The 19,706-nt window shown below is 70.9% G+C and carries 17 protein-coding genes; 9 read left to right on the forward strand and 8 right to left on the reverse strand.

Annotated elements, in window-relative coordinates:
* Window positions 1–42: 42 nt before the first annotated feature.
* On the forward strand, window positions 43–825 hold the full coding sequence (locus tag G6O69_RS24855; RefSeq protein WP_172305992.1) for a siderophore-interacting protein: 783 nt from the start codon (window positions 43–45) through the stop codon (window positions 823–825).
* Here G6O69_RS24855 and G6O69_RS24860 read toward each other — a convergent pair.
* Genes G6O69_RS24860 through G6O69_RS24875 form a run of 4 tightly spaced genes read right to left on the reverse strand, consistent with a single transcriptional unit; the run spans window position 784 to window position 4,742 of the window.
* Window positions 784–1,695 (reverse strand): STM4011 family radical SAM protein, encoded by a 912-nt coding sequence (locus G6O69_RS24860; RefSeq protein WP_172305993.1) that lies wholly within the window; start codon window positions 1,693–1,695, stop codon window positions 784–786. The two genes, G6O69_RS24855 and G6O69_RS24860, sit on opposite strands and share 42 nt — an antisense overlap.
* 45 nt (window positions 1,696–1,740) lie before the next feature.
* Window positions 1,741–3,111, reverse strand: coding sequence for an STM4012 family radical SAM protein (locus tag G6O69_RS24865; protein WP_172305994.1), 1,371 nt, complete (start codon window positions 3,109–3,111; stop codon window positions 1,741–1,743).
* Window positions 3,108–3,935, reverse strand: coding sequence for an STM4013/SEN3800 family hydrolase (locus G6O69_RS24870; RefSeq protein ID WP_172305995.1), 828 nt, complete (start codon window positions 3,933–3,935; stop codon window positions 3,108–3,110). The genes G6O69_RS24865 and G6O69_RS24870 overlap by 4 nt, the downstream gene beginning before the upstream one ends.
* Window positions 3,936–3,977: 42 nt before the next feature.
* Window positions 3,978–4,742, reverse strand: coding sequence for an HAD family hydrolase (locus G6O69_RS24875; RefSeq protein WP_172305996.1), 765 nt, complete (start codon window positions 4,740–4,742; stop codon window positions 3,978–3,980).
* Window positions 4,743–4,931: 189 nt separating this feature from the next.
* Between G6O69_RS24875 and G6O69_RS24880 the strand changes: the two genes are divergently transcribed.
* Window positions 4,932–6,974: a hypothetical protein gene (locus G6O69_RS24880; RefSeq protein WP_172305997.1), complete on the forward strand. Its 2,043-nt coding sequence runs from the start codon at window positions 4,932–4,934 to the stop codon at window positions 6,972–6,974.
* A gap of 86 nt (window positions 6,975–7,060) precedes the next feature.
* Window positions 7,061–7,888, forward strand: a complete 828-nt coding sequence (locus G6O69_RS24885) for a hypothetical protein (RefSeq protein WP_172305998.1) — start codon at window positions 7,061–7,063, stop codon at window positions 7,886–7,888.
* Window positions 7,889–7,904: 16 nt separating this feature from the next.
* On the opposite strand, the gene G6O69_RS24890 is transcribed toward G6O69_RS24885, so the two are convergent.
* Complete coding sequence (locus G6O69_RS24890) at window positions 7,905–9,116, reverse strand: hypothetical protein (RefSeq protein ID WP_172305999.1); 1,212 nt, start codon at window positions 9,114–9,116, stop codon at window positions 7,905–7,907.
* Between the two features lie 230 nt (window positions 9,117–9,346).
* Here G6O69_RS24890 and G6O69_RS24895 point away from each other — a divergent pair, with 230 nt between their 5' ends.
* A complete protein-coding gene (locus G6O69_RS24895) occupies window positions 9,347–9,865 on the forward strand; it encodes a hypothetical protein (RefSeq protein WP_172306000.1) in 519 nt (172 codons plus the stop codon).
* Between the two features lie 175 nt (window positions 9,866–10,040).
* On the forward strand, window positions 10,041–11,222 hold the full coding sequence (locus G6O69_RS24900; protein ID WP_172306001.1) for a metallophosphoesterase: 1,182 nt from the start codon (window positions 10,041–10,043) through the stop codon (window positions 11,220–11,222).
* A 25-nt stretch (window positions 11,223–11,247) separates the two neighbouring features.
* Here the strand turns inward: G6O69_RS24900 and G6O69_RS24905 are convergent, their stop codons facing one another.
* Window positions 11,248–13,032, reverse strand: coding sequence for a hypothetical protein (locus tag G6O69_RS24905; protein ID WP_176397072.1), 1,785 nt, complete (start codon window positions 13,030–13,032; stop codon window positions 11,248–11,250).
* On the opposite strand from G6O69_RS24905, the gene G6O69_RS24910 reads away from it, so the two are divergent.
* Window positions 13,031–15,427, forward strand: a complete 2,397-nt coding sequence (locus tag G6O69_RS24910) for a hypothetical protein (protein ID WP_172306003.1) — start codon at window positions 13,031–13,033, stop codon at window positions 15,425–15,427. The genes G6O69_RS24905 and G6O69_RS24910 overlap by 2 nt on opposite strands.
* Here G6O69_RS24910 and G6O69_RS24915 read toward each other — a convergent pair.
* Window positions 15,424–16,824, reverse strand: coding sequence for a hypothetical protein (locus G6O69_RS24915; RefSeq protein WP_172306004.1), 1,401 nt, complete (start codon window positions 16,822–16,824; stop codon window positions 15,424–15,426). The two genes, G6O69_RS24910 and G6O69_RS24915, sit on opposite strands and share 4 nt — an antisense overlap.
* Window positions 16,825–17,050: 226 nt before the next feature.
* Between G6O69_RS24915 and G6O69_RS24920 the strand changes: the two genes are divergently transcribed.
* Complete coding sequence (locus G6O69_RS24920; protein ID WP_172306005.1) at window positions 17,051–17,626, forward strand: superoxide dismutase; 576 nt, start codon at window positions 17,051–17,053, stop codon at window positions 17,624–17,626.
* Between the two features lie 317 nt (window positions 17,627–17,943).
* Entirely contained in the window at window positions 17,944–18,222 is a 279-nt protein-coding gene (locus G6O69_RS24925) for a hypothetical protein (protein ID WP_172306006.1), read from the forward strand.
* Here the strand turns inward: G6O69_RS24925 and G6O69_RS24930 are convergent.
* Complete coding sequence (locus tag G6O69_RS24930; protein WP_172306007.1) at window positions 18,184–19,410, reverse strand: hypothetical protein; 1,227 nt, start codon at window positions 19,408–19,410, stop codon at window positions 18,184–18,186. The two genes, G6O69_RS24925 and G6O69_RS24930, sit on opposite strands and share 39 nt — an antisense overlap.
* Between G6O69_RS24930 and G6O69_RS24935 the strand changes: the two genes are divergently transcribed.
* Window positions 19,384–19,680 (forward strand): Fe-Mn family superoxide dismutase, encoded by a 297-nt coding sequence (locus G6O69_RS24935; RefSeq protein WP_217909908.1) that lies wholly within the window; start codon window positions 19,384–19,386, stop codon window positions 19,678–19,680. The two genes, G6O69_RS24930 and G6O69_RS24935, sit on opposite strands and share 27 nt — an antisense overlap.
* Window positions 19,681–19,706: the final 26 nt, after the last annotated feature.

Genomic DNA, 19,706 nt, shown 5'->3' on the forward strand with positions numbered 1-19,706 from the left:
GTTTCTTCTTGAACTAAAAGGCGGCGCTGCTAGGGTTCGAGCATGAACGCTCGCCACCAACTCGAGCTCGTGCGTCACGAGCTTCATCGCCGCATGTTGACCGTCACCCGCGTGGAGGAGCTGACGCCGCGGATGCGGCGGATCCACTTCAGCGATCCGGGGCTGAGCAACTTCATCAGCCTCTCGCCGGACGATCACGTCAAGATCTTCTTGCCAGACGCCGAGGGCAAGCTCGCGATGCGCGACTACACGCCGCGGGCCTTCGACCGCGAGGCGGGGACGCTGACCTTGGACTTTGCGATCCACGACGCCGGGCCAGCGACGCAGTGGGCGACGCAGGCTCGCCCGGGCGACAGCCTGGAGATCGGGGGCCCGCGCGGCTCTCGGGTGCTGCCCGACGACTTCGACTGGTACGTGCTGGTCGGCGACGAGACGGCGCTGCCGGCGATCGGGCGGCGCGTCGAGTCGCTGCGCGCGGGGGTGCCAGTGTGGACGGTGGTCACGATCTTCGATCAGGCCGAGGTCCAGCGCTTCGAGGCCGCGGCCGACTGGCGGCCGGTGTGGGTGACCCGGGGCGAACCCAGCCCCGACGACGCCGCGCGGCTGAAGGTGGCGGTCTCGGAGCTGAGCTTGCCGCCGGGCGAGGGCTACGTGTGGATCGCCGCCGAGGCCGGCGTCACCGACGAGCTGAGGACGCACTTCGTCGAGCGCGGCCACCCGCGGGAGTGGATGCGCGCCTCGGGCTACTGGAAGCGCGGCCAGGCGGGCAAGGACGAGGGGGGATCACGGCCCGGTGGTGGGCGAGGCGGCGGCGCTGGTCGTTGAGCTCGGATCCCAATTGGGCAGCCTCGCCGCCAGCCCGTCGCCAAAGCGCTGGCGCAGGCCCAGGCGCTCGAGGTGCACGTAGCCGATGAAGCAGCCGCAGCTCGATTGGGGGCAGGGCTGCTCACCGAGCAGCGCGGGCAGGGGATCGCGGTAGAGGTTGCCGCGCACCGAATCGACAAAGTGACAGCGGCGCACGTCGCCGTGGCCGTCGACGAAGAGCGAGCGCGAGCCCGCGGCGCAGGCCTGACCCGAGCTGGGGTGGCGCAGGGCGTTGAGGTCGAACAGGGGATCGATGGCGCTCAGCCGCTCGGCCTCGCCGGGGCGGTAGTAGCCGGGGCCGCTGCTCTTGTAGGCGTTGATCCACAGGTAGACCCCGGCGGCCAGACGCGCGCGCAGCTCGTCGATGTGATCGAAGTGCTCGCGCAGGCCGACGACGCCGACGCTGTAGCGCAGGCCGGCGGCGTCGAGGCGGGCGCAGCGGGCCAGGAAGTCGTCGAGCGCGACCTCGCCGGGGTGGTAGGTGGTCCACAGCGCCAGGCGCCGGGGGTCGGCGTCGGCGATCCACTCGAGGCGGCCCGAGAGGTTGGTCTGGATGGCCACGGCCGCGACCCACTCGAGGCGCGAGAGCTCGATCAGCGCGGCCTGGTAGTGCGGGCGGATCATCGCCTCGCCCCAGGGGGTGAAGGCGAGCGAGAGGCGCTGGCCGTGGCCGCGGTGGTCGGCGCACCAGGCCACGAAGCGGGCGAGCGCGGCCTCGTCGGCGGCGAGCTCGGCCCGCGAGGACTGGCGCTTGGCGAAGGGGCAGTAGGGGCAGTCGTAGTTGCAGCTCGACAGCGGGCCGCGCCAGTAGAGGTGGAGATCGTGGGCCATCGCGCTCGTGGTCGTGGTCGCGGTCGTGGTCGCCGGGCCGCCGGGTCAGCGCAGCTCGAAGTCGCGGGAGGCCGCGCGCGAGGCCTCGGAGTAGAGCCAGGGGGCGAGGGCGTCGGCCCACTCGAGGCCGCGGGGGGTGGGCACCAGGCGCGTGCCCTCGTCGGTGAGCAGGCGCAGCTCGAGCAGCTCGGTGATCTCGGGGCGAAAGTCGTCGTCGACGCGGGTCGAGAAGCGCTCGGCGTAGGCGCGGCGGTGCAGGCCCTCGGCCTGGAGCAGCGACTGGATCAGCCAGCGTCGGCGCTGCTCCTCGCCGTCGAGCGCCACGCCGTACCAGGCCTGGGCGAGCTGCGCGGGGCTGCGCTCGATCCAGTCGGCGACGATGTCACGCACCCCGGGGGCGCCCACGGCCCAGGCGTCGGAGTAGTGCAGCGCGCGGGTGTAGGAGCGCGCGCCCACGCCCAGGCCGATCATCCCGTCGGCCTGGCAGCAGTAGGCCGGCCCCGCGTCTTGGCTGCCCGCGGCCGCGTCGCGCACGAACATGCGCATGGACTTTTGGCGGTAGCCCGAGGCGAGCAGGTGATCCCGACCGGCGCGCAGGCAGGCCATGCGCTGATCGTCCCAGCTGCGATCGTGGCGGCCGAGGCCGGTGAGCGGGCGCTGATAGAGGGGATAGAGGTAGAGCTGCTCGGGCCGCCAACGCAGCGCGCGGTCGATGTCGGCGACGAAGCCGGCTGGGGTCTGGCCAACGGCGCCGTAGATCAGGTCGATGTTGAGCACGGGGAAGCGCCGCGCCCGGATGCGGTCGAGGGCGGCCTCGCCGAGGTCGGCGCCCTGGGGCCGGCCCATGGCCGCGAGGGTGCGCGGGTCGAAGCTCTGGATGCCGATGCTGATCCGCTGGGTGCCGGCGGCCTCGAGCACGGCCAGGCGATCGTCGGTGCAGGTCTCCGGCGAGGTCTCGGCGGAGCTCGGGAGCGCGGGGAGATCGAGGTCGAAGCCGTCGCGCAGGCTGGCGAGCAGACGCTCGAGGGCCGGGGCCTCGAGCAGCGTGGGCGTGCCGCCGCCGAGGGCCCAGCGAGCGAAGCGGGCCGCGGGCACGGCCTCGCGGACCACGCTGATCTGTCGCTCGAGGGTCTCGAGCCAGCGCGCGGGCAGCTCGGCCGCGGGCTGCTTTTGCGTGAACAGGTTGCAAAAGCCGCAGCGGACCGCGCAAAAGGGCACGTGCACGTAGAGGAAGAGCGCGCTTTGATCCTCCTCGGCCCAGACCTCGGCGAGCGGCCGCGGCCGGGCCAGGGGGCGGTAGGTGGTCTTGTGCGGGTAGGCGTAGCCGTAGGCGATGAAGGGCGAGCCGTGCAGGAGGGCCGCGAGGCGCTCGGGCCGGGCGTCGCGGCCGTAGCCGAGGACTTGGTTTTGGTTCATGGCGTGGGGTCTCCCGCGCGGGGGAGCAAGAGCTCGAGGTAAGGGACCTCCCAGACCGTCGGGTGCGCGAGGCGGTGGCCGACGTAGCCGTGCTCGCCGTAGGCCGTGCCGTGGTCCGAGCAGACCACGGCGAGCAGCGGGGCGCGCTGGCGCAGGGCCGCAAAGAGCGGCGCGAGCTGGCCGTCGACCCAGGCCAGGGCCGCGGCCTGGGTGTCGGCGTCGTCGACCTCGCGGCCGGGCAGGTAGTGGCAATTGGGCTGGTGCAGGGCCGAGACGTTGAGGAAGCAAAACACCCGGCGCGCGCTGGGCTGGGCGGCGACGCGCTCGCAGGCCCAGCGGACCTGGTGGGTGGTCGAGGTCGGCTCGGTGACGCCGAACTCGGGGCGCCAGCGCTGCTCGTCGAAGAGCTTGGGGAGCGCGCTGCCCAGGGGGGTCAGGCCGTTGAAGAAGCCCACGCCGCCCACACAGATCGTGTGGTAGCCGCGGCCGCGCAGGCCGGAGACGAGCTCCGGGGCGTCGAAGGTCGCCGTCTCGGGTCCGGTGGTCTCGCTGCCGGGGAAGGCCATGGCGAACAGCCGCGGGTGCGGCCCGGGCCGCGCCGGCGTGGGCAAGAAGCCGGCAAAGAACGCCTGGTGCGCGGCCCAGGTGAAGCTCCCCGGGGTGTGCCGCCGCTCCCAGGTGCCCGCCTCGCTGCGCGCGAGCAGCCCGGCCAAGAAGGGCGTGCGCCCGTCCGCGAGCGCGCGCATGGCCACGTCGTAGCGCAAGGTGTCGAGGGTGATCAGCAGCAGGTCGTGGCTGCCGACGCAGGCCGCGGCGTCGAGCATGGGCACAGCCATAGCACGGCGGCGGTCGAGGTGTGGCGGCGCCTATGCCTTCGAGCCGCGCCGGCCGAGCAGCCCTCGCACGCGGGCGCCGACGCCTGTGCGGGGCTGGGGCGCGCCGGCGAGTCGACCCTCGTCGAAGAGGCGCGCGACGGCGCTGGGGAAGTCGGGGGCGGACAAGGGGGGAGGGGAGGGGGGAGGGGAGAAGGGAGGGGAGAGGGAAGGAACCGGCTCCGCGCCGCCTCCGGTGATCCACAGGCCGTCCACGCCGACCTGGCGCGCCCCGGCGATGTCATGGGTGATCGCGTCCCCGATCATCAGCGCCTGCTCGGGGCCGAGCCCCAGCGAGCTCAGGGCGCGGCGAAAGATCTCGGGGTCGGGCTTGGCCACGCCGAGCTCGCCGGAGATCAGCACGGCCGAGAAGCTGCGCGGGTCGACGCCGGCCGCGGCGAGCTTGGCCCGCTGCGTCTCGCCGGATCCGTTGCTGACCAGGCACAGGCGCACCCCGGCTCGGCGCAGCCGCAGCAGCGCTCGGTCCACGGCGGGATCCGGGCGCAGCTCCCGGGGGAGCTCGGCGCGGACGCGATCGGCCAGGGCCGCGGGCGAGGCGGCCAGACCCGGCCGGGCGAGGTGGAGCTCGACCGCGAGGGCGGCGAGGTCCTGACCGCTTCGCCGGTCGAGCGCGAGGAGCTCGGCGATCGCCTCGCGCTCGAGCCCGGCGCGATGGCGCAACCACTTGCGCAGGCCCGCGTCGCGGTCGACCAAGGTCCCGTCGAGATCGACGAGCAGCCCGCGGTAGCGGCCGCTCACGCGTCGGCCCTCGGCTTCGCTTTCAGCAGCGCTCGCGTGTCGCGCGACCCGCCCCGAGCAGGGGCGGGGGCGGGGGGGGAGGCAGGGTCGCGGACCCGGGAGGAGACAGGCACGAAGGCGAGGGTATCAAGGCCAGGGCTCGCGCTCGCAGCTCGCCTCGCGGCGGCGAAATGGCGTAGCCTGGCGGCCATGGTTGTTCTGCGCCCGCGTGTCTGGATCCCCCTGTGTTCGTGCCTCCTGGCCCTGGCCTGCTCCGATGACGGCGGCGGCGAGGACGAGATCGGAGACCAGGGCACGAGCACCGAGACGGGCGGCGAGACCGAGTCTGGGTCCGAGTCGGAGTCCGAGAGCGGGGAGGACACGGAGACCGACACTGGGGAGGAGCCCGAGCTCGCGTGGCCGACCCTCGAGTGCGATCCGCTGGTCCCCGACTACTGCGGCTTCCCCTACCCGAGCAACGTGTTCTCGATCGCGGACGAGGACAGCCCGACGGGCCGACGGGCCGCGCTCTCGTCCGCGGGGATGCCCGTGGGCGCGGGCTACGTGCCCGACCCCGCGAGCTTCAACCAAAGCGACGGCTTCTCGCCCTCGGCCGCGCTGCTGAGCTTCCTGCCCGGGGCCACCGTCACCGGGCTGCCGACCCCGCTGACCATCGCCGACTCCCTGACCCTCGACTCGCCCACGGTCTTGCTCGACGTCGAGACCGGCGAGCGCGTGCCGCATTGGTCGGAGCTCGACATGTCCCACGACGACGACGATCGTCGCGCCTTCATCATCCGCCCGGCCGTGCGCCTGGATCCCGAGCGCCGCTATATCGCGGCGATCCGCGGGGTCGTGGACAGCGGCGGCGAGCTGCTCGAGCCCAGCGAGGCCTTCGCGGCCCTGCGCGACGACACGGCCAGCGACGAGCCCTCCGTCGACGCGCGCCGCGATCTCTACGTCGACATTTTTGGCCACCTCGAGGACGCCGGGATCCCCCGCGAGGACCTCCAGCTGGCCTGGGACTTCAGCACCGCCAGCGACGCCAACTTGACCGAGCGGGCGCTGCACATGCGCGACGAGGGCCTCGGGTTGATCGACCCCGACGGCCCGGACTACGAGATCGCCTACGTCGAGTACGACCCCGAGCCGGGCGTGGCGATGCGCGTCGAGGTCGACATGAGCGTCCCCCTCTACCTCGATGACCCCGGCGCCGGCGGGCGGCTGAACTTTGGTGATGACGGCCTGCCCGAGCCCACGGGCATGGCCACCTACCCCGTGCTGATCAACGTGCCGAGCGGCGCCGCCGATGCGCCGGCGGTCCCCTGCGCCTTTGGCCACGGCCTGCTCGGCTCGCGCGAGAGCGTCAACGGCGGCTACCTCGTGGACTTCGCGGCCGAGGCCAACGTGCTGATGTTCGCGACCGACTGGATCGGCATGGCCGAGGACGACGTCAGCAACATCGGCAACATCTTGGCGACCGGCCACATCGACGACTTTCATACGGTCGCCGACCGGCTCCAGCAGGGCTTCCTCAACGCCTTCGCGGCCATGCGCCTGGTCCGGGGCAAGCTGGCCGAGGACCCGATCTTCCAGGGCGAAAACGGCAGCTATATCGATAGTGAGACCGACCCCTGGTACTTCGGCGGCAGCCAGGGCGGGATCTTTGGCTCGTCCTATATGGCCCTCAGCCCCGACGTGATGCGCGGGGTCCTGGGCGTGCCCGGCCAGCCCTACAACCTGCTGCTCAACCGCTCCATCGACTTCACCGAGTTCTTCGCGCTGATCGACGCCGCCTACCCCGACAAGCTCGGGCTGCGCTATTTGATCGAGCTGCTGCAGATCGAGTGGGATCGCGCCGAGCCCTCGGGCTACTCGCGGCACGTGGTCCTCGATCCCCTGGAGGGGACCCCGGCCAAGCAGGTGCTGAGCCTGCTGGCGATCGGCGACCACCAGGTGACGACCCTCGGCGGCCACATGATGGCGCGGGAGCTCGGCATCCCCCAGCTCAGCCCGGCGAACCGCCCCGACCTCTATGGCATCGATGTCGTGGATGGGCCCTACGAGGGCTCCGTGATGATCGAGTACGACTTCGGCCTGCCGGCGGAGCCGATCGAGAACGTGCCGATGACCGAGGGGGACGACCCCCACGGCGCGCTGGGTGATGTCCCCGTCGCGCTGATGACCGTCGAGCAGTTCTTGCGCACGGGGGTGGTGGAGAGCTTCTGCGACGGGGTCTGCGACCCGGACTGATGTTCTGCTCAGAAGTGTCACGGCCGGGCGCTGGCGCAAGCCGACCGGCCGTGGTCGGCTTCACCGCGCCCTGCTAGGGTGGGGCCATGCATGCACTTACTCACCTGCGCAGCTGTGGGCGCGCCTTCACGGCCTCGGCGCTGGCCATGCCGCTGCTCCTCGCCTGTGGGGACATTCAGCTCAACGATGGCGCGACGGAGAACGCGAACGAGACCGGCACCGAGACTGACTCCGAGGCCGGCTTCGAGCCCGAGGCCGGCTGCGTCGAGGGCGGGGCGACCAGCGCGACCTTGAGCGTGAGCGCGCCGACCTGGCCGCGGACCATCGACGAGGTCACGGAGCTCGAGGAGGTCCACCTCGACGCGATCTGTACCATCGACGGCGAGGGAGACGAGAGCGCGTGGATCCTCGGCTGCTTCGAGGATGATGACACCGTCCACACCGTCACCTTGACCTGGTCGGGAGACATCGAGATGCCGCCAGCATCGATGGATAGTGTGGTGCAGCTGCGCTGGATCGTCGACAGCTGGCACGAGGTCGCCCGGACCAGCGAGGGCGAGTGGCTCACGTTGCACGACAGCGAGACCGGCAAGCTGCTGGTGGCGAGCGTCGACGCCGAGGCCGAGTCGTTGGCGCTCGTGCCCAACGACGGCCAGGGCGACGACTGGTACGCCCCGCTGGAGGTCGACGTGGCCTACGCGGCCTGCGTCGAGGATGCCCGCGCGCTCTCGCTGACGCCCACGGGCGGCGAGGCCACGCTGGTCCCGGCGCCGGGCAGCGCGACGGTGACGGACTCCGACCAAGGAGATTTTCACGTCTACGTCACCAGCTTGGCGCAGGAGGAGCTCGGGCCGGAGGTCGAGTATCCCGCGCTGGGCACCTACGCCTTCGTGATCACCGCGAGCGCGGGCTGATCCAGCTGGGCCCAGCTCAGTTGCACTTGGCGCCCCTGCCGAGGCAGTCGTCGAACTGGCAGTCGCAGCGCACGGAGGTGCCGTTGGGGAGGCTGGTGGTCCAGCCGTCCTCGAAGCACTTGGAGAAGTTGCACCGGGTCTGGACGGTGGTGCCGTCGGGGAGGGAGGTGTCCCAGCCGTCCTCGGCGCAGTTGTCGAAGCGACAGCGAGTCTGGGCCGTGCGGCCGCCGGGGAAGGAGGTGTCCCAGCCGTCGGACATGCAGTTGTCGAAGCGGCAGCGAGTCTGGGCCGTGCGGCCGCCGGGGAAGGAGGTGTCCCAGCCGTCGGTCAGACAGTTATCGAAGCGGCAGTTGGTGGTGATCGTGCCCGCGTCGGTGCTGGTCTTCCAGCCCTCTTCGACGCAGTTGTCGAAGCTACAGTCGCCCGCGGCGAAGACCGCGGCGCTGAGCTGAGACATGGTCTTGGCGAGGGCCTCGGCCTTGGCCGCGGCCTCGGCCTCGCGTCGGCGCAGCTCGGCCTCGTAGGCCGCGATGTCCTTCTTGACCTTCTTCCAGCGCAGCTTGGAGGCGTCGCCCCCCGCTCGCTCGAGGCAGATCTCCATGAAGTCGGGGACCGCCTCGCTGGCGAGCTCGGGCCGGCGGATCGGGCAGGCCTGGATGACCGCGTCGTCGGCAGCCGCGCTCCGCGGGAGCGCCACCAGGGCGTAGAAGTGCTCGCCGGTGGGCTCGCTGCTGAGCGCGGCGAACATGTGGGGGACCGCCTCCTCGGCGCGATCGGTGGCCACGAGTAGCTCGCCCCAGGCGAGCTCGAGGGCGGCGAGGTCCGCAGCCGCGAGCTCGCTGTCCGCTTCGGCTCCCGCGGCGCGCCAGCGCTCGAGCTGGGCCTCGGCCCCCGCGATGTGTGCAGCCGGGACCGCACCACGCTCGATGTGACCGTCGTGTACGGCCTGCTTCACGGCCACGGCGTAGTCCACGGCCGCGCTGGGGCCGGCGTCTTCGGCCTCGGCGGCGGCTTTGCGCTCGTCGATGGCGGCCGCCAAGGCGGCGTCTTCTTGCTCCTGCTTTCGCTTGGCTTCGGCCTCGGCTTCGGCCTCGGCCTCGGCCTGGGCCTGGGCGCGTTCTTGCTTCTCGTCCTTGCCCGTGAGCAGGTTCAACAGGGCACATCCACCCAGGCCGAGCAGGGGGAGGCTGGACGCGAGGAGGAGGGGGAGGGGGCGCGGCGTATTCACGAAATCACGCTACCAGCTCTCGCACGAATAGAGGCGATCTCTGGTGATCTTCATGCAATCGGCGCGAAGTGACGCATTCAGAACAGCTCGGAGTGGCCATGAAACGCCGAAAACGGGCGTAAATAGCCGGTTTGAACGGCAATTCTCGGCAATGCGACGCTTCCGTGGCAAACACGATCTTTTCGAGAAACGAGCACCCATTGGCCCAAGAGTGGATCCAAGCTTTCAATATGGAAGTCGTCGCTTCGCAACCGTCCTCGCCGCGTCCGTCGTGGTCCGAGCACCGACCCCTGGAGGTTGGCACGCAGGGGCTCGCGGGCAGCTTCGTGATCGAGCCCGCCGAGCTGCTCCGCCACGCCTGCGAGCTGGCCGGACCTCGGCCCACACCCTCGAGCCTGCGCGTCGATCGGGGCGTCCCGGTTCGGCTGCTCCTCGAGCGCGCCCTCGTCTGCGTCGAGGCCTTCGCGGGGCGCTTCACCATTCGCCATCGCCTGCGTCCAGTCGCGCTCAGGGCGCCTGTCATGGGCGAGCAGCTCAGCGTGATCGTCGAGGTCCGCCGGGCGGCCGAGGGATCCGCGGCGCTCGCGGTGAGCATCTGTGATCCCCGTGGCGCGGTGGTCCTGCGCGTCGACCTCGACGTCGGCCTGGCGAGCGGCGAATCTCGCGCGAGCGAGCTCCAGCTCATCGCTGGGGAGCTCGAGGAGCGCTCCGCCCTCGAGTGGATTGCGCTGGTGCCCGAGGCCGCCTAGCCACAGATCTGCGAGGGCGACTTCGATCTCGCCGCGCCCCGAGCGGGCGCGGTGGGGTCTTACACCCCCCGAGATGCACACGGCTGAGGTAGCGGGAGTTTTCCTGCGAAGAGACGACGACTGCTGAGCGCCTCGCTACCCCACCGGCCGTGGATTTGCTGCTATCAACGGGGGCATGCGTTCCCTTGCTTCGCGCTCCATCGCCCTGACGCTGGCCGTCTTGCCCCTCGCCTGTGGCGACTCCTCCGGGGGAGTCGAGACCGGCGAGACAGGTGACACCGGGACCGAGACCGCCGGCGAAGACGAGATCGGGACCACGACCGACGACGAGTCGGGCGAGAGCTCGGCCGATGAGAGCAGCACCGAGGAGACCTCGGTCGACGCGGGCGAGGAGAGCAGCACCGAGGAGACCTCGGCCGACGTCGGCGACGAGGACACCACCGACTCGGAGACCGACACCGGCGAGGATACTGGCGAGGAGGACGAGGTCCTGACCTTCATCGCCATGGGCGACGCCGGCGAGGGCAACGAGGAGCAGTACCTCGTCGCCGACATCGTCGAGCAGGTCTGCGCCGACAAGGGCGGCTGCGCCTTCGTGCTCTACCTCGGCGACAACTTCTACGACGATGGCGTGGAGTCGGTCGACGACGACCAATTCCAGGCCAAGTTCGAGCTGCCCTACGCCGACCTCGACATGCCCTTCCACATCGTGCTCGGCAACCACGACTACGGCGAGCTCAGCTTCCTGTGGGAGAAGTCGGCGTACGAGATCGAGTACAGCGATTACAGCGACAAGTGGAGCCTGCCCAGCGAGTGGTACGGCTTCACGGGCGCGCACACCGACTTCTTCGTGTTCGACACCACCCGCTTCATGTGGAACCACGACACGAGCGAGCAGCAAAACTGGATCGACGACGCGATCGGCGGGAGCACTGCGACCTGGAAGATCGCCGCGGGTCACCACCCCTACTACTCGAACGGCGCCCACGGGAACGCGGGCAGCTACGAGGGCGTGCCGTCGTGGATCGAACAGGTGTCGGGCACCGTGGTCAAGGAGGTCATGGACGACTCGATGTGTGGCAAGGTCGACCTCTACCTCTCCGGCCATGACCACAACCGCCAGTGGGTCACCCCGACCTGCGCCGGCGGTGGCGGCGATCGGACCACGCACTTCATCGTCTCGGGCGCGGGCTGCAAGACTACCGACTTCGAGTATCACGACGGCGGCAACGACGTGTACTGGGAGGACGACACGACCCCCGGCTTCACCTTGCTTCAGGTCAGCGCGGACACGATTCACACCGAGATCTACGACCTCGAGGGCAACCTCAACTACGAGCGCGACATCACCAAGTGATCGCGTGAGCGCTCGCTGGCGAGCGCTACTCCAACGCAGGTAGACGCCTGGGCTCGCGCTCGAGCCCGGGCGTCGACGCTTGGATCTTGGTCAACATGTCGAAGGTCCGCTCCTGGCGGAGGGCGCGATCGGGCAGGGCGACGCTGGTGAGGGTGAAGGCCGCCGCCAGGACGACGCCGAGGCCCAGCGCGCGCGCCTTGGCTGAGGGCAGCTCGCCTTCCTCGGCCACGCAGGCGGCGAGGCAGGCGAAGAGCGCGAGCAGGCCGAGGATGACCAGCGGCCACACGAGGGCGGCGGGGCCCCAGGTGAGCACGGCCCAGGGCTTGGCGCCCTCGCCCAGGAGCGGGAGGAGTTGGTCGCGGACCGGGCTGCCCTCGGGCACGAGGAAGGGGAAGAGCCGACCGGCGAGGCCGTTGACGAAGGCGCCGGCGAGGCTCGTGGCGGTCAGGGCGATCAGCCAGGGCGCGCGGCTGCGGGCGCGCTCGAAGGCCCAGGCGAGGGGGAGCAGGAGGAAGGGGAAGGCGGCCACGAGGTAGCGCGGGCCCACGCGCCAGCCACCCGTCTGCGTCAGACCGAGGACGACCAGCAGCCACACGCAGAAGATCGCCAGGTGGAGGCGCAGCTCTGCACGGCGGTCCGCGGCGAGGGCGTCCGGCGAGGGGCCGGGGGGCTCGGCGGTGCTCGGGGCTGCGGGCGTGAACTCGCTCAGCGGCGCGCGGGCCAGGTGGACGCCCGCCGCGAGGGCGACGAGGAGCACGGGCGCCCAGGGCAGCAGCCCGCCCCAGGGCGAGAGCAGGACCTCGTAGAGCGAGCTGGGCGTGGGCAGGTGCAGGCCGAGCAGGCCGCGGCCGTGCTTTTGTGCGAAGTCCTCGACGATCACGTGGTGGTAGGAGGTGCTCCAGGGGCTGCCAAAGGCGTGGTCGTGGTAGGCGGCCAGGGCAGCCACGGGGATCAGGGCGCCGGCCAGCGCGGCGCCGGCCCGGACCAGGCCGCTGGGGCCGTCTCGGCGGGCGCGCCACAGCAAGAAGGCGGCGATCGGCAGCCCCGCGAACACGGCCCCGTACTCCACGGTGATCCCCAGGGCGCAGAGCAGGCCGCCGACGAAGCTGAGCGCCGCGCTGGGCCTGTGACCCGGGCGGCCGACGAGCAAGACCACGCCGGCGAAGAGCGTGCAGGCCGTGAGCTGGTGGCCGTAGAGCAGCATCGCGTAGCTCGACGCCGGGGTGGCCAGGGCGTAGGCGAAGCTCGCCGCGATCAGGGCTGGGGCGGACGCGCGATCGCCAAAGCGTCGCCAGGCCACGGCGATCAGCAAGAGCGTGGGTGCCAGCGCGCCGAGCAGCCGGGCGAGGGCCGTGAAGGCGACCAGGGTCGGGGCCGCCGGGCCGAAGGTGAGCAGCAGGCCATAGGCGAGGAGGGCGGGGAGCGTGCCTCCGGGCGGCTTGTTGGGGTGCAGCCGCGCCCCGGGAAAGTCGGCTCGGGCGACGTCGGCCCCCGGTCGCAGCCCGCGGCTCGCGGGGCCGTCGATGGCCGTCTCGCCGCTGTCGACGAGGGCCATGGCCTGAAGCAGGCGCGGGCGCTCGTTGTCGCTGATGAAGGCCTCGAAATAGGGGGATGTCGCGCCGAGGAGCAGGGCGAGCAGGGCGAGCACGGCCCAGCGAGCGCGCGAGCGCGATGGACCGGCGTTGTCGTTCGCGGACGCTGTTCCCTCGCTGGTCTCGCCGGTCACGAGTCGACAGTAGCAGGTTGGGCCGCCATGGAGTGCCTGGAGGTCGCTGGCGCCGATGCGCGGCGGAGGGCATGATGGCCGCATGTCTGTGGACAAGCTGCGTGTGCGTCTCGAGCTCCCCCCGTGGATGCTCGGATGGCCCCGAGGCCTGCGCCCGCATGCGCTGCACACCACGACACACAGCCTCGAGCTGCTCTATCGGCTGCCCGAGGATCGCTGGGTCTGCGTGGCGCTGCGCCTCGAGGGCGGGCGGGCGCGGGTCCGCGAGCTGCTCAGCCACCACGATGACGCGGCCGCGCGCGAGCGCCTGTGTCGGGCCATCACCCGGAAGCTCGCTGGCTCGCGCGGGCAGGCCGAAGCCTGGATGCGCACGCGAGGGCAGGAGATCGCCGCGCTGGAGCAGAAGCTCGCGGACGAGGAAGCGCCAGGCGATGCGCGCTGGCTGAGGACGCTACGCTGCGCGCGCGCGCAGGCGTGGGAGCGAGCGCTCGATGTGCTGCTCGCCGAGGCAGAAGAGAGAGGTTCGCGATCGGGTGGAGGAGCGTCCAGAGTCGCCATCGATGACGTGGCGCTGGCGACGGCTGGGATCCCGCTGGCGTTGGCGAGCGGCGACTTTGCCCGCGCCCTCGGGTTGTGGTCGGCTGCGGGCCAGCAGCTGCTGGCTAGCGAACACGACGCCAGCGCCCAGCTCTGCGCCGCGGTGATGCTGGCCTTCTTGGGTGCGCGCGAGCAGGCGAGCGCGCGGGCAGCCAGCTTTGCCGCGGCGGTCCGCGACTTCGAGGAGGAGCGGCGCTGTGGCGAACTGTTCGAGTTCCTGGACATGCCGGCGCAGGCGCTGCCGCACTTCGAACTCGTGGCTGCGCGAGGGCGGCGCTTCGACGACGAATTCCGGGTCGCCCGGCAGGCGCTGCTGGCGGATGCGTCCCAGCGAGCCGCGGTTGCGGGGGCGCGAATGATCGCGCTCGCGCGGGGGCTCGAGGCGCGGCTCGAGGGCGTCGACCTGCTCGTGAGGGCCGGCGCCTTCTTGCAGGCCGAGCGGGTCCTGAGCGAGCTCGCCGAGCATGAGCCGGAGCATGAGCCGGGGGCGCTCGAGATCGGCGTCCGGTTGGCGGGCTTGCAGCTGTGGCGTGGCGAGGCCGAGCAGGCTCGAGCGCGCGCCGACGCGTTGCTCGCCGCGGGCCACGATCGCCTCGAGCTCCATCGGATCCGCGGAGTCGCGTCGCTCATGCTCGGTGAGCCCGAGCAGGCCTGCGCCGCGCTCGAGCTGGCGGTTGGCTATGAAGTGCAGCGCCCCTGGGGCATGGACACCGACGAAGAGAGCAAGCTGTGGTTCGCCCAGGCCCTGCTCGAGAGCGGAGAGATCGACAGGGCCCACCGAGAGATCGCGCGGTGCAGGTTTGGCGATCACACAGCCTGGCAGCTGCTCCGCGCGCTGATCGAAGAGCGCCATGAGCCCGGGCGGGTGATCAACCTGGATACCTGGTTCATCGCCGACTCGCTGCTCGAGCAGCTGCTCGGCGCGCGCTGGCGCGAGCGGGCGGGCGCGCCGGGCCTGCCCACGCACGAACAGGCGACCGAGGCCCTCAGGCAGGCGCTCGCGCGCCTCGGGGGCAACCGTGGCGCTCGCCTGAGCGTGCTCGTCGAGCCGGATCGTTTTGGGGAGAGCGAGCCGCTGCGTTGGATCGACGAGATTCTACCGCCGCGCCGGCGGGCGGAGGAGCTCCAAAAGCGTCTGGCGATCGAGGGGGTGGAGGCGCTGCGGCGCGCCTTCGGTGGGCTCGAGCGTCGCCATCCCCAGGTGCCCTTCAACATCACCTATTCCGCGGAGCTGCTGCTGTGGATGGGCGACTACGAGGGCGCGCTCGCTCGCTTTCGCGACGTCTGGACGCGCACACGGACGCGCTGGGGCTATATCGGCAGCGGCGCGTGTCTGCTCTACCTCGGCCGCTACGACGAGGCGCTGGCGATCTGGGAAGAGGGGAGCAAGCACTACATCTACCTCGAGGCCGAGGCGACCTACGCTTATCGCGGGGAGCTCCATCGTCTGCGCGATGATCTCGACGAGGCGCGCGCGGACCTCGAGCACGCGGTGAAGCATCGGCCGGCGCGTCTCGGCGCTTGGAGCGAGCTCGCCTTGGCCTGCGTGAGCGCAGGAGAGCTCGCGCGCGCGCGCGAGGCCGCGGCGGAGGTCTGGACGCTCGCGCCGGCCATGGTCTGGATCGCCCAGGAGCGGGCAGGGGTCACGCCGAGCCTCGCGCTGCCAGAGGAATCGAGCGCGCTCACTCGCGTGCTCGAGGTGCTGCGCGACGCGATGAAGGGCAACCGCTCTTCGGTCACCTACACCCTGGTCGACGAGGCTGGGTCGCTGCGGATCTTTCCTCGCGGCAATCTCGATGCTTGGCGCCAGTATGGGCGTGGGCTCGGCGACTACGCGCAGCGCGAGCTGCTGCGCCGCACACTTGCTAGTGGTGCTCGCTAGTGGCTCTCCCAAAACGCGTCGCCGTCATAGACGAAGAGCCGCCCCGCGTCGCCGAGGTTGAGCTTGGGCACGAGGCGCTCGTCCGCCTGGAGCACGAAGCCGGCGGCGTCGCTGGCTTCGGGCGCGCTTTGCAGCAGCCACGGCCAGCCCAGCGCGCGCCCGGGGGCCTCGGCGAGGCGCGTGCGCAGGGTCCCCAGCGGGCCTTCGCGCTCGGAGGTGGCCCAGACCTCGGCGGGCACCGTCACGCGCTCGACCGAGAAGGAGCGGCCTCCGCTGACGCCGGCGGCCGCCTCGGCCTCCGTCAGCGGCAGGACGTACGCCGTCTCGAAGCCCTCGTCTGGGCGATCGACGAGCACGACCAGGGCGCGGGCGTCGGCGTAGCGCGACTGGAGCTCGGGGATGGTCGATAGATCCAGGATCAAGGCCACGCTAAATGGCTGGTCTTCGTCCGGGTCTCGCGGCCAGCGATCTTTGCTCAGGCCCTTGGGTCGGCCGCCGACGCGGTTGAGGGTGCTCAGCTTCCTCCGGCTCGGGGCGAGCAGGTAGGTGACGTCGCCGCGGACCAGGCCGGTCTGCGCAGCCAGGCTGTCGACGACCTCGGCCAGGGAGGGGCCCCCGCGGAGCAGCTTCTTGCGCGAGGGGGGCAGCGCTCGCGCCAGCCGCTTCTCGATGTCGAAGGTCGCCGCCGAGCCGCGCCACGCGGCGATGATGGCCCGCAGCCGAGCGTCGGGGAGGCGCTCGAGCAGCTCGCGGGCCTCGGGTAGGGCGCTGAGGAAGCTGAAGGGGAAGTCGTCGCTGCCGACGAAGAGGGTGGCGGGCTCCGGCCGCAGGTAGGCGTCGAAGCGCGGGTCGATCTCGGCGTCTTGCTCGGCCGCGGCGTGGCCGAGGGCTGCGAGCAGGGCGTTGCGCAGGGCGAGCACCCGCCGCCTCGGCTTGTAGCCGCTCGCGCGAGAGGTGGCCTTCAAGGCCGCGGTGCGAGCCTCGATGCGCGCGACCAGGGGCTCGACCACCGGCGCGCCGGCCTTGCCCAGCGCCCGCACGAGCTCCGTGACCGAGACGCCGTTGCTCAGGCGCACCGACTCCTCGAAGACTTTGATGCGATCGCTGAAGGCGCCGTCGTCAGCGGGGAACTGGATCAGGCGCTCGCGGGCCGGCGCTGGGCCGGGCGTCTGTGCTGGGCTGGCGGTCTGGGAGAGGGGGGCAGCTGGGCTCGCGTGCTCGAGTTCGCCTTCGCCGGCCCAGTAGATCTTGCCAGCCTCGTCCTTGACCCCAAAGCGCAGCCCTGGTCCGAACTTGCTCTTTCCCGTCCAGAACACCTCGCCACAAGTTCCCGCGTCGTCGCCCTTGGTGATGACGACCTGCGCTCCTTTGGCAATCGCGTCAGCCTCTCCCGCCATCACCAGCGAGCATAGCGCAGTCCCTTGCGCGCGTGCGCGAGGGTGATCTGGCCAGTCTGCACTCGGTGAAGCGGCCCCGAAGGGCCCTCCTCTGGGCGCGGCTAAGGAAATGACAACTGGTCGACGCATGAGCGGATCGCTTGAATGGCCCAGGGCCGATGACAATAGTCTGCCTGTCTGCGCCCGCGCGGACTCCCTCCCCACAACTTTCACAGACAGGAAACCAATGGCCATCGAACTGCCTTCGCTCCCTTACTCCCAAGACGCCCTCGCCCCGCACATGAGCGCCGAGACGCTCAGCTTCCACTACGGCAAGCACCACGCGGGCTACGTCAAGAAGCTCAACGCCGCGATCCCGGGCACGCAGTGGGCCGACAAGTCGCTCGAGGAGATCATCCGCGGCGCCGAGGGGGGCATCTTCAACAACGCCGCCCAGGTCTGGAATCACAGCTTCTTTTGGAACTGTCTCGAGCCCGGCGGCGGCGGTGAGCCGAGCGGCGATCTGGCCGACGCGATCAACCGCAGCTTCGGGTCCTTCGCCGAATTCAAGACCAAGTTCAGCACCACCTGCGCGACGCAGTTCGGCTCCGGCTGGGGCTGGCTGGTCAAGAAGGGCGACGCGCTCGAGGTCATGTCGACCGCCAACGCCGACACGCCGCTCAAGCACGGCGTGACCGCGCTGATGACCATCGACGTGTGGGAGCACGCCTACTACATCGACTATCGCAACGATCGCGCGGCCTTCATCGCCGCGGTGATCGACAACCTCGCCAACTGGGACTTCGTCGCCAGCCAGCTCTGAGCGCGGTCGAACGCCCGATAGAGGAAGCGCGCGCATGGCCGGCACAGCGCCGCGGCCGTGCGCGTGCTTTTTTTACTCGAGGTGAGCGGGCCATGTCCGCGTAGGCGTGACACAGCTCGGTCGAGGGCGCCCCGCCGCTCAGGTGGAGTCGGAGTCCCACCGAGGTCGAGCTACCGCACCTCGCATATGCGCCTAGGAGCCACGCGCGCTTCAAGTCCAACTTCTTACCCGGACAGGAGCTGCCTCCCCTGCGAATCGGTTACCCACAAAAACTGAGCGACGACGATCGCCTACTCGCCCACCAGGTCGAGGATCGCATGACTCAGATGAAGCGGCTGCTCGGCCAGACCAAATCGGTGAACAAGGGCCCAGTGTTCAGCCTCGGCGCGGACCTCGAGGTCCCCCGTGGCTTCGCCTCTCGTACGATACGCTACAAGGTCCGCGAGCTGCTCACCGCGGCCTACGGGCAAATCGAGAGCCCGGGCCCGGCGGAGAGCTGCGCCGACCACGTCGGCTTTGCGATGGATGTACTCAACGAGGTCGACATGCGCGGCGTGCTACCTGGGTGCTCCGAGCTCGGCAGCGGGGCTTGCTGAGCCTGCGCCGGAGCGTCGGCCATCGAGCTCGAGCCAGGCGTGGGCCCCGTCCAGGTCGAGGCTCAGCTCCGAGTTGGTGAGCAGCTCGACCCCGAGCTCGCCCTGACTCCAGTGAGGCCGAGGCGGCTGAGACACCTCCGTCGTCGTGCGCACTGCCACGCCCGCGAGCGAGACCCGGGGCCCGGGCGGCTGTTCTTCGACGACGTATGCATATTCGAATAGGTCGACGCGGAGCTCCCCCGCGCCCGGCGACACGAGCTCGATCCACATTGGTTGACCGTCGACCTCGAGGCGAGCGAGGGGGAGCAGGGTGTGGACGTCTTCGGGCAAGAGCCTGAGCTCGACCTCGCCGCCGGAGACGGCGAGCGCCGAGCCCACCTCGAGTTGGCCGTCGGCGAAGTGATAGTCGATTCGACCGAACTCGGCGAGCACGTCGACGCCAAGCTCGAGCGCTGGGCCCGGGCCCAGGGGGCCGGGCTCGCCATGTTGGAGCACGACTGGGAGCTCGCGCAGGCGCAGCTGCCCGAGCTCGAGCGCCTCGATCGTCACCAACGCGAGGGGCTGGGTTGGACTGAGCTCGACCCCGAGCGCGCGCGCGAGTTGGTCACTACCCACGCTGAAGATCCGCGTGGGATCGACAGCCACGTCGACGCGTCGATCGCCGATCGTGGCCTCGCTCAACCAGCGCGCGCTGGCGACGTCGATCCGCAGCGGCGCCGCGCCGACCCCCTCGACCTGCGCGCGCGGTCGTCGAGCCCAGGCCGCGTCGAGCTGGCACAGGAGCGACACGGAGGGTCGAATATCGAGGTAGGCTTGGCCCAGCTCGCTGCACTCGGGTCCCGCCCTCCTCTCGAGCAGGGCTAGCTGCAGCGAGAGCTCCGGGGCCACCAGCGAACACAGCTCGTCTCCAGGCAGGCTCGCACAAGCCGCCCGCCCGCGCTCCAGCCACGCGCGGGCGCCATCGAAGTCGCGCCGCGCGAGGGCGAGCTGCGTCGACCACAGCGTCGAGTATCCGCCCTCGGCGAGCGCCAGGTGGCGCTCGGCACGATCGAGGCGCGTGAGCAGTAGCTCCGTGTAGCCGAGCTCATGAGCCAGCTCGCTCCCCCCACAAGCGGCGAGGGCCCGCTCGAGTTCGCGGGCGCGCTGCTGGGCGTGGACACGGTGCTCGCCCAGAGGTTGTGCGTCCACCTCATCGCAGTCGCTCGGGCTCGCGCTCGGCTGCTCGGCCTCGCCGGCGCCGATCCGGCAGCCCCCGGTAGCGAGAGCCAACACGAGGGCGGAGCGTCGACCTCCGATCATGGTGAAAGTATCGGCCAGCGCGGGCTCGGAGACCAGCACGGACACCGGGCCCCGCTTGGCGCGAGCCGAGGCGACGACTATCGCAACGATCGCGCGGCCTTCATCGCCGCGGTGATCGACAACCTCGCCAACTGGGACTTCGTCGCCAGCCAGCTCTGAGCGCGGTCGAACGCCCGATAGAGGAA

The organism is Pseudenhygromyxa sp. WMMC2535, from assembly GCF_011083025.2.